11 protein-coding genes are annotated in these 14,330 nt (G+C 62.1%); 4 read left to right on the top strand and 7 right to left on the bottom strand.

Features of this window, described 5'->3' with window-relative positions; all coding sequences use genetic code 11:
• Positions 1-42: 42 nt before the first annotated feature.
• Both JD971_RS14745 and JD971_RS14740 read right to left on the bottom strand, forming a co-directional pair.
• Positions 43-4,284 carry a bifunctional class I SAM-dependent methyltransferase/DEAD/DEAH box helicase gene (locus JD971_RS14745; RefSeq protein WP_202084560.1) on the bottom strand — a complete coding sequence of 1,414 codons (4,242 nt, stop codon included), beginning with the start codon at positions 4,282-4,284 and terminating at the stop codon, positions 43-45.
• Between the two features lie 75 nt (positions 4,285-4,359).
• Complete coding sequence (locus JD971_RS14740) at positions 4,360-5,256, bottom strand: toprim domain-containing protein (protein WP_101794862.1); 897 nt, start codon at positions 5,254-5,256, stop codon at positions 4,360-4,362.
• Between the two features lie 124 nt (positions 5,257-5,380).
• On the opposite strand from JD971_RS14740, the gene JD971_RS14735 reads away from it, so the two are divergent.
• Positions 5,381-6,037 (top strand): lytic transglycosylase domain-containing protein, encoded by a 657-nt coding sequence (locus JD971_RS14735; protein WP_101794850.1) that lies wholly within the window; start codon positions 5,381-5,383, stop codon positions 6,035-6,037.
• An 87-nt stretch (positions 6,038-6,124) separates the two neighbouring features.
• On the opposite strand, the gene JD971_RS14730 is transcribed toward JD971_RS14735, so the two are convergent.
• From JD971_RS14730 to JD971_RS14720, 3 genes are all read right to left on the bottom strand, one after another.
• Entirely contained in the window at positions 6,125-7,396 is a 1,272-nt protein-coding gene (locus JD971_RS14730) for a site-specific integrase (protein WP_202084559.1), read from the bottom strand.
• Between the two features lie 219 nt (positions 7,397-7,615).
• Positions 7,616-9,961 carry a bifunctional diguanylate cyclase/phosphodiesterase gene (locus tag JD971_RS14725; RefSeq protein ID WP_202084558.1) on the bottom strand — a complete coding sequence of 782 codons (2,346 nt, stop codon included), beginning with the start codon at positions 9,959-9,961 and terminating at the stop codon, positions 7,616-7,618.
• Complete coding sequence (locus JD971_RS14720; RefSeq protein WP_202084557.1) at positions 9,958-10,572, bottom strand: methylamine utilization protein; 615 nt, start codon at positions 10,570-10,572, stop codon at positions 9,958-9,960. The genes JD971_RS14725 and JD971_RS14720 overlap by 4 nt, the downstream gene beginning before the upstream one ends.
• Before the next feature lie 93 nt (positions 10,573-10,665).
• Between JD971_RS14720 and JD971_RS14715 the strand changes: the two genes are divergently transcribed.
• Together JD971_RS14715 and JD971_RS14710 are read left to right on the top strand one after the other, a co-directional pair.
• A complete protein-coding gene (locus tag JD971_RS14715; protein ID WP_371809663.1) occupies positions 10,666-11,571 on the top strand; it encodes a DUF3034 family protein in 906 nt (301 codons plus the stop codon).
• A 46-nt stretch (positions 11,572-11,617) separates the two neighbouring features.
• Positions 11,618-12,145: a group 1 truncated hemoglobin gene (locus JD971_RS14710; protein WP_236672122.1), complete on the top strand. Its 528-nt coding sequence runs from the start codon at positions 11,618-11,620 to the stop codon at positions 12,143-12,145.
• Positions 12,146-12,178: 33 nt separating this feature from the next.
• Here the strand turns inward: JD971_RS14710 and JD971_RS14705 are convergent, their stop codons facing one another.
• Together JD971_RS14705 and JD971_RS14700 are read right to left on the bottom strand one after the other, a co-directional pair.
• Positions 12,179-13,219, bottom strand: a complete 1,041-nt coding sequence (locus JD971_RS14705) for an aldo/keto reductase (protein WP_202084556.1) — start codon at positions 13,217-13,219, stop codon at positions 12,179-12,181.
• Between the two features lie 77 nt (positions 13,220-13,296).
• A complete protein-coding gene (locus tag JD971_RS14700; protein ID WP_202084555.1) occupies positions 13,297-13,455 on the bottom strand; it encodes a hypothetical protein in 159 nt (52 codons plus the stop codon).
• A 346-nt stretch (positions 13,456-13,801) separates the two neighbouring features.
• Between JD971_RS14700 and JD971_RS14695 the strand changes: the two genes are divergently transcribed.
• Positions 13,802-14,272 (top strand): hypothetical protein, encoded by a 471-nt coding sequence (locus JD971_RS14695; RefSeq protein ID WP_202084554.1) that lies wholly within the window; start codon positions 13,802-13,804, stop codon positions 14,270-14,272.
• The last annotated feature ends 58 nt before the right edge of the window (positions 14,273-14,330 follow it).

The following is a 14,330-nucleotide window of genomic DNA, read 5'->3' as shown; positions in this document are numbered from 1 at the left end:
ATATGGCATCATATACGGTGAATAATGCCATTTGGCAAGGAACTATGCCGATGATGCCAGTCTAGCAATCACGCGCGCCGCGCCCTCGATCGGTACGAAGAGCCGCGTCTGATAGCGAATGATCTCGGTAAAGCAGCCTTGGGCCTTGTACCAGTCGAGCCGAGCAGCACTCCATCCCGTGAGTTCAAGTCGCTGTGAGCCATTGACCAGGCTGCGCTTGACCATGAGCAGCTCGCGGCCCGCGAACTCCATGGCCCTGCCCGTTGCCAGGACGGTCTGGACAATGTCGTCGGCGGAAAGAGTTTGCTCGCGTTCCAGACCCAGCGCTCGGCACAGTTCGGGCACACAATGGGCGGGAACCTCGCGGCCGAGGAGCGAACGGCCGTCTGCTGCCGAGATGCGGCTCACCCTCACGAAATCCGAAGGGAGCTTGTCCCAGACCGGAAGCAGGAGGCCCGTCGCAAGATAGAGGCGCTCGCGTTTGTGGCTAGAACGGGCTTCTTCGACCTCGGTCACCCAGGAATTTTGAAAATCGTCGAGGGAGACATCCTCCCAGCTGCTCTCCGCCAGCTGATCTTCGGTGATGTGGCTGCGCTTGAGGGGACGCAGCAATTCGAAGCGGGCCACGCGCGTACCGTCATCGGCAAGAATACTGCGGGTGGGCACAAGTAGGGCGACCCGACCAGAGCGGGCGTTTCGAACCGGCCGCTGCCGTTGCCCGGTTAGGCCGTGAAGCTCTTCTAGCCGCTTCAGCGTGAGCGGCTTCAAGGCTCTGGCGATTTCCAGTTCCAGCAGATGGGTGGTCGCGCCCGATGCCGGATCGGTGCGCAGCAACATGTCCGACAGGATCGTGAACTCCTCGACTGCGATCGTCTCCAGGCCGAGATCGAGTGTACCGGCCTGCCGCGCGGCATCGATGCGCGCTTCGACCAGCCCCATGAACTCGTCAAAGATCGCGTTCTGCAGGGCGATAGGAAGCGCCAGGATGCGATTGAGCCACCGCTGGATCGACGGCAGGTCGTCGACCATTGAGCCGTCGGGAGCTTCGATCCGCAGGCCCGTCAGTTCCTGAAAGCGCCCGAGGCTTACCGCTTCGAGCTTGCTGGTAAACAACAGGCCGAACCAGCGATGGAGTGCTTCCTTGGCGTAGATGCTTTCGAGATTGTCGGCCGGATCGAACAGGTTCTGCCCGCCGGTTTGGCGCTGCCCGCGGGTCAGAGCGCCGAGGCTGTCGAGGCGCCGGGCGATCGTTGAGATGAAGCGGCGCTCGCCGCGCACATCGGTGGTCACCGGTCTGAACAGCGGCGCCGACGCCTGATTGGTGCGATTGGTCCGCCCGAGCCCCTGAATTGCGGCGTCAGCCCGCCAGCCCGGCTCGAGCAGGAAGTGGACGCGGCGGGCCTGGTTCTTCGCGGCCAGATCGGCATGGTAGCTGCGCCCGGTTCCACCGGCATCGGAGAACACCAGGATACGCTTGGCGCCGTCCATGAACGCCTGAGTTTCGGCCACATTGGCGCGTGGCGAACGGGACTGCAGCTTCTGACGACCATCGCGTCCGACGATCAGCCGGCGCGTGCGGCCGGTGACTTCCGCCACCTGGTCAAGGCCGAAGCGTTCGATGATGGCATCAAGCGCGGTAGCGATCGGCGGCAAGGCGCAGAGCTGCTCGATCATCCGCTCGCGCGCGGCGAGCGCGGAGCGGCAGAGTACAGGTGCACCATGCTCGTTGCTCATCGGCTCGGAGCGAGGATTGCCGTTTTCGTCGGTGAACACCGCCATCAGGCGGACAGGAAAGCTCTTGGCGAGATAGTCGATCACGTATTCCCGCGGGGAGAGGTCGATCTCGAGAGCTTCGCGTTCCTCGTCAGACAGGTCGGCAAGTCGCCGGTCGAGCATGGCCTCTGCCGTCGAGACGAGTTGCACGACAACGGCATGCCCATCGGCGATCGCCGTATCGATCGCGGGCAGCAAGCTGGGGAGCTTCATCGACAGAAGCAGCTGCGCGAAGAAGCGCTGCTTGGTTCCCTCGAAGATCGACAGCGCTGCGGACTTGGCACCGGAGTTGAGCGTGCCCCCGGTCTCGCTGTCGACGATCCGCGTGGCTTCCAGCGCGTCGCGCAGGTTGGCGTGGATGATCGCCCAGGCATCAGCATAAGCGTCATAGACTGCGATCTGATCCTCGGTCAGGCAATGCTCGAGGATTTCATATTCGACGCCTGCAAAGGAGAGCGCACGCGCGGTGTAGAGGCCGAGCGATTTGAGGTCCCGCGCGACCAGCTCCATTGCGGCGATGCCGCCATCGCGAATGTCGGCAACGAAGGCCTCGCGATTGGCGAAGGCGGTCTCCGGACCCCAGAGCCCGAGGCGCGTCGCATAGGCCAGATTGTTGACGTCGGACGCACCGGTTGCAGAGGCATAGAGCACGCGCGCCCGGGGCAGGAGGTTCTGCAGACGTACCCCCGCAATGCCTTGCTCCGATCCCTTGACCTTGCCCCGCGATCCTTCACCGCCGGCAGCGTTGGCCATGGCGTGCGCTTCGTCGAACACGATCACGCCGTCGAAATCGTCACCCGCCCAGGCGAAGATCTGGGCGAGGCGGGTCGCATCGGTTCGACCTGACCGCAGGGTCGAGTAGGTCACGAAGAGAATGCCGTCCCGCATTGCGATGGGGGTACCCAGCTTCCAGGACGCCAGCGGCTGGATGTCGATCGGCAAACCGCCAAGGGCCGCCCAGTCGCGGCGCGCGTCTTCGAGCAGCGCCTCGTTCTTCGAAATCCAGATATGGCGGCGCTCGCCGCGCACCCAGCGATCGAGAATGACGCTCGCGACCTGGCGTCCTTTACCAGCGCCGGTGCCGTCCCCAAGGAAGTAGCCCTGTCGGTATATCTGACCTTCCGCCGAGGCCTCGAGCGAACAGCCCTTGTCCTCGGGCTCGAACCGGCCAGGCAAATCGCGCCCATGGGCACTTGCAGCATAGATCAAGGTCTCTGCCTGGGCGGCCGAAAGCAGTCCTTTGGCGATAAGCCCGTCAGGCAGCTGCGGCACCGCTTCGGGCATCGGTGCGGCGATCGACCCCATGGCAACAGATTCGACGAGCGGCGTCGGATGCTCGGCCGCGCCATGGATCACGATCCTGCTCGGGCGATAGGGCAGATAGTGGCCAACCTGAGGGGCAAGCCGCGCAGGGGTTTCGAGCGACTGGTAGGTGAGCGACCCGATGGCGGAGGCTGGAGGCGTGATCCTGGTTGGTATCGGCAGCTGCCTGCGCGGTGCGGCGACCAAAAGGAACGGCGAACGAGCCGGAACGCTGGATTTCTCGCGCGCAGCCTCAAGGCTGGCGCGAGCCGGCAAAGCATCGACAAGATCGACCAGCTGGCGAAAGTCGTTTGTGCGGATGGCGACAGGCTCATTGGAGTCTTCCACCTTGTCGAAGACCAACAGCCGCGTGGTAATGCCGGTGCCCTGCCTGACGAACGCGCGTTCGACGGCGGCATTGAGCCTCAGCGAAACTGGCCCTTTCGCCCCGGCCAAAAACCGCACGCAGTCGAACCATTCAGGCATGATCGCGACAAGCCGCCCCCCGGACGCCAGACGGTTCCAGGCCGATCGCAGATGCCTCGCCCCAGTGCGGCCATCGTGGCCCCGCTCGATCCCGTGAGAATAGGGCGGGTTCATCAGCACGACGCTGGGGCTGATGGCCGGATCGAGCAATTCGTCGATCAGCTCGGCATCATGTCCAGTCACGCGGGCATCCGGGAATACCGCAGTCAGGCAGTCGCGGCGCAGCGGTGAAATTTCGTTCAGGACTAGGCGGGCTCCGGCTTTGGTGGCCCAGACCGCAAGCATCCCCGTTCCGGCCGAGGGCTCGAGCACGAGCTCGTTGAGCATCAGTCCGCAGGCCCGTGCGGCAAGCCAGGCCAACCGCGGCGGCGTTGCAAACTGCTGCCATTCGATCTGCTCGTCGCTGCGATTGGTTTGGGTCGGAACTCGGGCATCGAGACCGCAGAAGAACTGTTCCGCCTCGTCGATCGGGCTCGTGGGCTGGACTTGATCTGATGCTTGCAGATGTTGAACCTGCGCCAGCTCGAGCGCAGCGTGAGCATCACGGACTGACCATGCCCCGAGTGCATCGGTTCCGCCGAAGTGGTCCGTCATGATGCGGTTGATTTCGCCGCGCGAAAGCGCGCTGCCTGCTGCCAATTGCAACGCCATTGCTTTGGCTGCCGTCACGACAAGCGGCGGAGATGGTGGATCGAATGCGAAGGCGAGGGAAGTGTTGGACATGGGAAACCTCCTGACGAGGTCCTGCGCCTCGCAGGCCTCAATCAGCCGAAGGCCCCCTCCCCTCTGGCTCGCTGATCAGGTTTGCCGAGCGAGCCTTGCCTTGAGTTCATCGTTCCAGTCGAGACCGGTCGACGCTGGTGCTCGCGAGTGGATCACACGGCCTGATGCAGAATAGGCCTTTCGTGCGCGCTGATCCGCGAGCTCGCCTCCCGGATCATTGTCGATGAACAAGTGGAGCTCGCGCACACTCTCGGGAATCGCGACGAGGCCGAACCGCTCGTTCCCGAGCGTTGCCCAGCAAGGAATCCCAAACAGCTGCATGGCTGACAGGGCGCTTTCGATACCTTCGGCAAGGCCCAACCGGCCCGCGGCTGGCGGGGCAAGTCTGACAGCACCACAGCTGAGGCTTCCCAGCGCACGCTTGGGACGCTCGAAACCCGCCAACTTGCCGCTCGCAGTATCGATAAACGTCCTGTGCACCGCTATTGTGCCGATGTCAGTCGTGACGTTCGCCAACATTGCAGGGAGGAACTGGACCGCGCCACGTGGTCCGAGCGGCGTGCGCTCGAGGTAACGGAGCTGATCAGAGGCACGCAGGATCCCGCGCTGCGCGAGGTATCCTTCGGCAGGGCTGTCGGAGATCGCCGTCGCCGATTGCCACAAACGCCGCGCGTTGGAATCGAAGGCCCTATTTTCCTGTCGATCAGCGACCACGGCACTAGAGCCATCGAACAGGTCACGGCTGCGAACACCCTGGCGGTCCAGTGCTGCTATGACCTCCTCGTTCGAGCATCCCGCGAAGCAATGAAACAGTATCGCCTTTCTTCCCAGTGTCACGCTCAATGAGGGAGTTCGGTCATCATGCGCCGGGCAGCAGCACATGCCTTTGCCCCGACTCCATGTACCCTGAAGGCTTTCGACGATCGCGCGGGCGCGGCGTTCGAGTTGATGAGGTTTGTCTAACGGGGGCATCGACCTTCTCCGGTTGAGGTGCCCTCCCCGTGCAGCCTCCACTCTGCACTCGCGCCAAACCAATTTCCTACGCCGCCTGTTCTATATATGTTCTCACTCGATTCGGCTATAGAAGGATCGAGAAATGACAATGAAAGCTATCTTGGTCGCAGGCTTCGCGATCACCTCTGCTACCTCCGCCAGAGCCCAGGATTTGTCCGCGCCAGCCACAATCGAAGCCCCCGCGAGTCACTCCGAAGGCATCCGAATTGCTGAAACATCGAACGGCTTCCAGCTGGTCGAGCACGGGCTGTGGTCATCCCGTCAGGCCGGCCCGGCATCGGGTCTCATTGTACCACAAAATGGCCGGGTGAACCTGCCATACAGATACGAACCCAAGGCCAAACCTGGCCCCTCCGACTTCAGGCGAGCAAGCTACCTTCCCCACATCTATGCTGCGGAAGCGAAGTACTCATTGCCCGCGGGCCTGCTCGATGCGCTCGTATGGACAGAATCTCGATATAACCCCTTCGCCGTCAGCCCGGCGGGTGCCGCAGGTCTTGGACAGCTGATGCCAGCCACGGCAAAAGAACTCGGGGTCTTCAATCGCTTCGATCCTATGGCCAACATCTTCGGCGCGGCGCGGTATCTGCGGCAGATGCTCGACAGGTTCGGCGTGGTTCACCTCGCGGTGGCTGCCTACAATGCGGGTCCCGGCGCAGTGGAACGCGCAGGCGGCATTCCCCGGAATGGCGAGACGCCCGGATATGTCCAAGAGGTCCTTCGACAATGGCGTTTCTAAAGATCGACCCACGATGGCCATAGCACGGCCCATCATCCTGCGGTTTCTAGCTGGGCGGATTTGTTGCGGTTGCGAACCCCTGTGAGATTAGCCGACTTTGACTTCGACTGGATACTTGGCTGCAATCTGCATTACCTCCTTACCCCACAGCGCCAACGCCTCCCGTTTCTCGTTGGTATACTGGTGACGGTGATAGACGCCAGCGACGCCAGCCATAGCTGATCCTGACTGGTGATTGAGCACCGCCTCAGAAACCACCAAGGGTATGCCAAGACGCTGGAGACCAGTTGCCACCGTCCGTCGAATATCATGCATTGTGAAGTGACCGGCCTCATAGCCGAGCTTTTCGTCCACGCTTGCCCTGATGCGCTTCCAGGCCTTCGATAGTCCGCTGACGCTGTTCGTATTGGTGACCTTCGATGCCAACAGGATCTGGGATTGCTTGTGGGCATCGTCAGGGTCGATGCCAGCCGCCATGAATATCTCGGTGATGACTGCCAGGGCCTGGGCGGATAGCGGCACCACATTCGCTTTGCCGTTTTTCGCTCGGTCGCCCGGAACTGTCCAGACTTTCGCCTTGAAGTCGAACTCATCGCACGCCGCATCAAGCACTTCACCTCTGCGTTGAGCCGTAAGAATAAGCATCTGCACGAGATGGCCGAACGGATAGCCATCCTCGACCGCAGATTGCCACAGCGCAGCAAGCTCACGGTCGCTGAGTACACGGTCGCGAGGCTCATTCCGCTTCGGGCGCCACGCATCTCGGCAGGGGTTGGCTGGCATATGCTCAAGTCTGGTGAGCGCCCACGTGTAGAAGGTCGAAAGATGGCGATACACGATGCGCGCCATCGTCAGGGTTTCCTTGCCCCGCTCGAACGCAATTTTCTCAACGAAGCGGCTCACGTCACTTCGGGTAATGGAGTCCGCGAGCCGGTCTCCAATCTCGGGCTCGATGTATTTTCGGAACACTCGATCGAACTCCCTCGCGCTCCGCTTTTTGCCCTCGATCTGCTGAGCAAGGTACGTCTCGTAGAGTTCCGCGACTGTCCCGACCCCTTTTGATCCCTTTCTCTTTGCCCCCGCCTTTCTGGCGATGCTCTTGCCCTGCTCGACATCGACAAGCAGATCGCGCGCCTTCTTTCGGGCATGGGCCAGCGTAAAGCTTGGCCCATGGCGTCCGATTGTCACATTCAACCATTTGCCCTGAACCCGCTTGCGCAGAATGTACGTCTTGATACCACTGGCACCCATGCGGAGCCTAAGGCCGGGTACGATACCATCGGCGAGCTCAACCTGACCCGCAGTCGGCGCCTTCAGCCCTGCGATTTTCGCATCCGTCAAACCTACTTTGTTCGCCATATGTACCTGCTACCTTAGGTAGCTTTTTGTAGTGGATACTGGCGAACATTTCAAGAACAATGCGGACTATGAATCGCAGATTTCCGCCATTCTTGGACCCATGCGGACGCGCTAGGACCCTCTGATCATGGCTCTTAATCAGCGGGTCCTAGGTTCGAGCCCTAGTGCGTCCACCATTTCCTTATTCAACTTGCATGGTGAGCTTCGCTTTTTCCCGGCTCATTGCGTCGCATGGATCATCGCCGGTTCATCGCAGTCGAGCATATCCGTCACAAAATTTCGCGCGTTTCTCCTATTCAACCAATCTTTCATGTCGCAAACAGGCATGGGCCGGCTGAGCAGGAAACCTTGAATGCTTTCGCATCCCTCGCGCCGAAGAATCGCGAGCTGATTGCGATTTTCGACTCCTTCCGCCAGCGTTTCCATGCCCAAGGCGGCGGCGAGCGTCGTGATCGCCCGGATGATGGCATGGCCGTTCCCACCGTCAGTCAGGTCGTTCACGAAACTGCGATCAATTTTCACCTTGTCGAAGGGGAAGGATCGCAGATAGCCGAGTGACGAGTAGCCCGTCCCGAAATCATCGAGAGCGATCCGCACGCCGAGCCGCCGGAGATCGTGCAGCGCGGCCAGCGTCGTCTCGACATCGGCGATGAAAATGCTTTCGGTGATTTCCAGTTCGAGCCTGCGCGGCGCGATTCCCGTGGCGGCGATCGACGCCTTGATCCGTTCGATCAGCTCCGGCGCCGCGAATTGCCTGGGTGAGATATTGACGGCGACAGACAGATCGCCTGGCCACTGGCTTGCCTGGCGACATGCTTCGTGAACGACCCATTCGCCGATGGCAATGATGAGCCCGGTTTCTTCGGCCAGTCCGATGAAATCGCCTGGAGCGACCATTCCGCGCGTCGGATGGTTCCATCGGATCAGCGCCTCGAAACCTTTCAGCCTGTCTTCCCTCAGGCTGTAGAGCGGTTGAAAATGGAGTTCAAATCCGCCGTTCGCGATGGCGTCGCGAAGGTCGAGTTCCATCTGGCGGCGGTGTCGTGCCTGCTCATCGAGAGCGGGTTCGAAGAAATGATGGCAGGCCCGCCCCCCGCTCTTCGCGCGATGGAGCGCGAGATCGGCATGCTTCATGAGCGTTACGCCGTCTGCTCCGTCGCCAGGCGCGACCGCGATGCCGAGGCTCGCCGTCGCAACGGTTTTCCGCCCGGCAATCTCGATATCCTTGGCAAAGCACGTCTGTACCCGGCGGGCGAGCGCATCGAGATTCTCCCCCGGCGCGATATCGTCGATCATGATCGCGAATTCGTCACCCCCGAGGCGGGCCGTGGTGCCGTTGGGCAGACTCTGGCGCAGCGTATGGGCAAGCTCGACGAGCATGGTATCGCCGGCCGGATGGCCGAGCGTCTCGTTGACCGCCTTGAAATCGTCGAGATCGGCGCAAATCACCATGACCTGCCGGTTCTCCCTCCGGCGGGAAAGCGCGAGCGCCAGCTGCTCTGCAAATAATTTCCGGTTCGGAAGGTTGGTGAGCCCGTCGTGAAGCCCGACGTGAACGATCCGCTTTTCGCGCTCCTCTATCGCCTCGATCATGGTGTTGAAACTCGCAGCCAGGCGGCCAATCTCGTCGTCGGTTTCCACCGACAGCGCCACCCGCTCGCCCGCGCTGATGATTCGGGTCGCCTCATCCAGCTTGCGCAGCGGCGCGGTGATGGTCTTCGCCACTCGCCAGCTCAGTGCGACTACAAGTGCAAGCCCGGCCCCGGCGAGCGCCGCGAGCAGCCAGCGAATGGAGGAATATTGCGCGAGCGAACGGGTCAGCGAATATTGCAGGACGAGCACCGGGTGAAGGTCATCCTCTAGCGTGCGCAAATTCGACACGCGATAAAGCATGCGCTCGCCCTCGCCCCGCTCGAAAACCTCGCCCGGCGGCGCGTTCGCGATCGCCTGCGGAAGTCGCGCCCGCCGCATCACCGACGCTCCCAGATCGATCGCGCCCAGATCGACGAGGCGCGACAATTCCGCCTGATCGAGTGGTTGCGTCACCACCAGCCAGCCGACGAGGTCCGGCACCTCGATCGGCGACGCGGCGGCAAGCGCCAGCTGCCCTCCTTGCGTGATCACGCCATAGCCCTGCCCGTTGTCGAGCGCGTTCCACAATTCCGCCGGATCGGGCATGGCATCGCCCGTCGAGCCGACAAGCGAGGCATCGTACCCCACGACGAAGGCAGAGCGGCTTCCCGACCGTTCCCGGAGGCTGTCGAGCGCGCTGGCGAGCGTCGGCCGGTCGGCGGTGGCGACCGCTTCGCGAAATCCGAAATCGCGGGACAGAACTTCGCTCGAACTGCGCATCTGGCGTGCGCGCAGGGCCAGAATTTCCTCGAAAACGCGGGCGTTCGCCGCCAGATCGTGTGTCGCTGCGTTTTCGGCGAACCGGTCGATTGCCTGTCCCACGATGGCAAGCACTACCGCGAGGACCGCGGCGAACAATGCGGCATAGAGCGCCGTCATGCGCAACTTCAACGAACCGAAGCGAAAGAAATCGATACGCTCGAACGCGCTCACCGCAGGCGGACCCGGATCTTTCGGGAGAAATCTCCCTTCAATGAAACGCTTGTGCTCATTTCATTGGCCGGCGTCCGCAGGCGCGGATGCCAGACCGTCATGGTGGCATTTCCGCTGGGAATGGCCGGGATATGGACGAAACCGTTCGCATCCGTCTTGGCCGCGAATGGCGTTTCCACCACGCGCACGTAACCGCGCATGTCGTCATGAATATTGCAGCCCAGCGCCGCCGCGCCGGCAATATCGAATTTCTGCGTGCGCGTCTGATCGCGTCCGTAAAGCTCGATTTCGAAACGGGCGATCCGCGAAAAGCTGTAGATGCTGTGGCGGACCCGGTCGAGATTGGGAAAGGCCACCACGGCCCCCTTTGCGACAACAAGCGTTCCGGGCGTGAATTTAAGGTCCTTTTGCGCCATGGCGGCGCGCCACGCGAAATTGGTCGGGGATCTCACTCCCCCTGCCGGCGTGATTTCCACCACCGCGTCGCGCACGGGCATACCGCGTTCGTCGACGATCTGTACCCGCGCGGAAACGCTCCCGGCGGCGATGATCGCCGTGGCCGGAAGCACAAGCGCAAGGCAAGCGAGGAGAATGGCGACACGTTTCTTCACGCCGTCGGCTGATAACGTCGAAAGCTTAATAAAGTGCTTGGGCCGACCCCGTGATTAGGGTGCTCTTAACGATGCGGCCGTAGATAGCGGCGCATGAGCAGAACCGTTTTCATTCCTGCCATTTTCGGCGCATTCCTATCGATTGCTACCCCCGCCCTCGCGCAGGATGCAGAGCCGGTCGTTCCGGACATGCGCGATGCGGCGCTCCTGCCCGGTGGGAAGCTGCTCCTCACCAACGGGGTCAGCGCGGTCGAAGGGGCGAGCGGTGGCGGACTCGCCACCTGGGCGACCATAGGCGGACTGGAAACGCGAGGTGATATCGGGATGACCGGGCATGTCACGTTCGTGGAATTGCCGGATTTCGGGTTTCAGAGCCACGGCGTCGCGATCGGCATCTCGAACCGGGTCGAACTGTCCTATACGCGTCAGAATTTCGACACCCGCGATGTCGGTGCTGCGCTCGGCCTCGGTGAGGGTTTCGCGTTCAATCAGGATATTTTCGGCGCGAAGCTGCGGCTCTTCGGCGACCTCGTCTATGGCGACCCGCTGCTCCCGCAAATCAGCATCGGGGCGCAGCACAAGCGGAGCCGCGATGCCGGTATCGTGCGCGCGGTGGGTGCGAGGGACGAGACGGGCACGGATCTGTTCCTGAGCGCGTCGAAACTCTTTCTTTCACACAGCATTCTCGCCTCGGCCACGGTGCGCCGGACACAGGGAAATCAGGGGGGATTGCTCGGCTTTGGAGGGCCGGAGGGCAGGAATCGCCTGCAATTCGAAGGCTCCCTCGCGTATCAGCTTTCGCGCCGCGCCGTGCTGGGCGCGGAGTATCGGAGCAAGCCGGACAATCTCGGGCTTGGCGAAGATAACTGGATGGATGTCTTTGCCGCCTATGCGGTGAGCGATCACCTCACGATAACCGCAGCCTATGCCGATCTGGGCTCCATCGCCACGTTCGAGGATCAGCGCGGCGCATTCCTGTCGGCGCAGCTCGCCCTGTGAATGACCTTCGCGTTTATCAATCCGCCCCGGTACGAGGCCATTTCAAATGATCAGCATTTTCTTCGCACTTTTCACCATGCAGGCCGCGCCCCACGCCGATGTCGACTGGGACAAGGAATTTGGCGTGGAGGAACGCGTTCGCGACCCGGTCACAGGCGAATTCCCCGTCGATCCCTATACGCAGGACGATCGCAATGCCGGGGCGGAACCCTTTGGCGGGACCGCGATGGCGGCGCATTTCGGGGGGCAGGACGGCATTCGCCGGATTGCCGAGCGAACCGTCGCACTGTCGGAATCGGATCCGCGCATCGCCTCCATCTTCATAAGCCGCGACACGGTCCGGCTCAGGCGGACCCTGTTCGAACAGTTCTGCTATATCCTTGGCGCGGGCTGTGCCTACACCGGGCGGGACATGGTGGTCGCGCACGCCGCGATGGGCGTCCGGATGCGCGACATGAACGCGCTGGTCGAAAACCTGCAACAGGCCATGCGCGAAGAAAACGTGCCCTTCGCGGTGCAGAATCGCTTCCTCGCCAAGCTGGCCCCGATGTCGCACGACGTCGTCGCGCCTTAACAACCGCCGGGCGGCGCCGCGAATGCCCCGAACCTAGGCGCCCTCGCCAACCGCGTTTCGCATTGTCAGCGCAAGATCGCGCGGGGCCGTGCTTTCCACCCCGACCGGCCATTTGGGCTGATAAGGCTTTTCCAGTGCGGCAATCTCCTCCGCGGTGAGGGAAAGCCGGGTCGCGGCCACGGCGGAGGCGATGTGACCCGGCTTCGTCGCGCCGACGATGGGGGCAATCGTCGCGGGTTTGGAGTAATGCCAGGCGAGCGCCACCGTCGCGCGCTCGACCCCGCGCGCCGCGGCGATTTCGCCCACCGCCTCGATAACCGCGCGATCGGCATCCTCATGCTGTCGATACAGCGTCTTGCCAAACCCGTCGGTTTCGCTGCGCACGGTGCGTTCGTCCGCGGCGCGGGCGAGCCTTCCGCGTGCGAGCGGGCTCCACGGGATAAGCCCCACGCCCTGATCCGTGCAGAGCGGGATCATTTCGCGTTCCTCCTCGCGGTAGAGCAGGTTGACGTGGTTCTGCATCGAAATGAACGGCGTCCACCCATGCGCGCGCGCGGCCTCCTGTGCCTTGGCAAACTGCCACGCATACATGCTCGACGCGCCGATATAGCGGGCCTTCCCCGCCTTCACGATGTCGTGCAGCGCCTTCATCGTTTCCTCGATCGGGGTATCGTCGTCCCAGCGATGAATCTGATAGAGGTCGACATAATCCATGTTCAGCCGCGTCAGGCTATCGTCGATCGCCTGCATCAGGCTTTTGCGCGACAAACCGCCGGCATTGGGCGCCTGGCGCCAAGGCAGGAACGCCTTGGTCGCCACGACAAGCTCGTCGCGATGGGCGAATTCGGGAAGCAGGCGGCCGATCACCTCTTCGGACAATCCGCCGGAATACATATTGGCCGTGTCGAAGAAATTGATCCCCGCCTCCACCGCCTCACGGATGAACGGGCGGCTTTCTTCCTCCCCCAGGACCCAGTCACCGTGCCAGCCCCGGCGCGTGTCGCCGTAGCTCATGCAGCCGAGGCACAGAGGCGAAACCTTCAAACCCGAGCGGCCAAGCGTGACGTAATCCATGTTGCTCTCCTTCGCCCGCCACGATTAAGACCGAATTTGCGCGAACGCCAGCGAAGGCCGCGTCATCCGTGGCCGGGTCAAGATACCCACACGCTGGCAATCCCGATCGTCAGGCCGACCAGGGCCGCGATCGCGAGCGTTCGTAGAGACTGTTTGCGCTGCTCGGCCCGGGCCTTTCGCCGGTAATGCGCACCCAGGCGGATCGGAACGGCCTTGAATGGTTTCCTGAATCCCATCGCTGGTTTTTAGCGGCGAAATTTAGCGATATGCAATGTCGAACGGGGCCGACCCGTTGACGCGCTGTCACGGACAAAATCATGGCACATGGGGGAGCAAATACTCCCCAAACCGCACAATATTTTCGAGATTTTCCGAAAAGAACCGCGGCGCTCATGGGGCACCCGGTACGCCATATGGTAGCGGAGGAGGGACTCGAACCCCCGACACGCGGATTATGATTTCTCGTGTCCAATTGAAAAGGCGGCGTTTTCTTGTAAACCGAACCTCCTCCCCGCCCTATGATTTCAATCACTTACCCGGACTGTGTAAACCGATGGCCGCTGTCACCGAAGGGGAAGCGTGATGGCCTACGCGGAAACGACGAAGGTTTCGTTCGAGAAGTCGATCAGCGAGATCATGGCGCTCTTGCGCAAAGCGGGCGCCGATCAGCTTGGCCAGTTCGAGGACCGCGCCAGTTTCGCTGTGCAGTTCACCTTGGGCGACCGGATGATCAAGTTTCGCGTTCCGTTCGTACCTGACAGCGATATTCCCACGAAGGACGGCAACGGCAAGACGCTGACCACAGCCCAGAGCGCGGCGAAAACAGAACAGGCGCGGCGCCAGCGTGGGCGGGCGCTTCTGCTGACGATCAAAGCCAAACTGGAAAGCATCGAGAGCGGCATTGAGACGTTCGAACAAGCCTTCCTTGCGAACATCGTAATGAGCAACGGACAGACCGTGCATGAGCGCATCGGGGGCGATCTGGCGCTCGAATACAAAACCGGCACGCCGCGAATGGCGCTGCTGGCCGGGCCGTCGGAAGGAGAGGCGTAATGGGGCGGAAAATATGGGGCATGAATCCCATCGCCAAGACAGGCAACCGCAACCGAGA

The sequence above is a fragment of the Croceicoccus sp. YJ47 genome, from assembly GCF_016745095.1.
GTDB lineage: Bacteria > Pseudomonadota > Alphaproteobacteria > Sphingomonadales > Sphingomonadaceae > Croceicoccus.
This window is presented reverse-complemented; position numbering and strand designations above follow the sequence as displayed.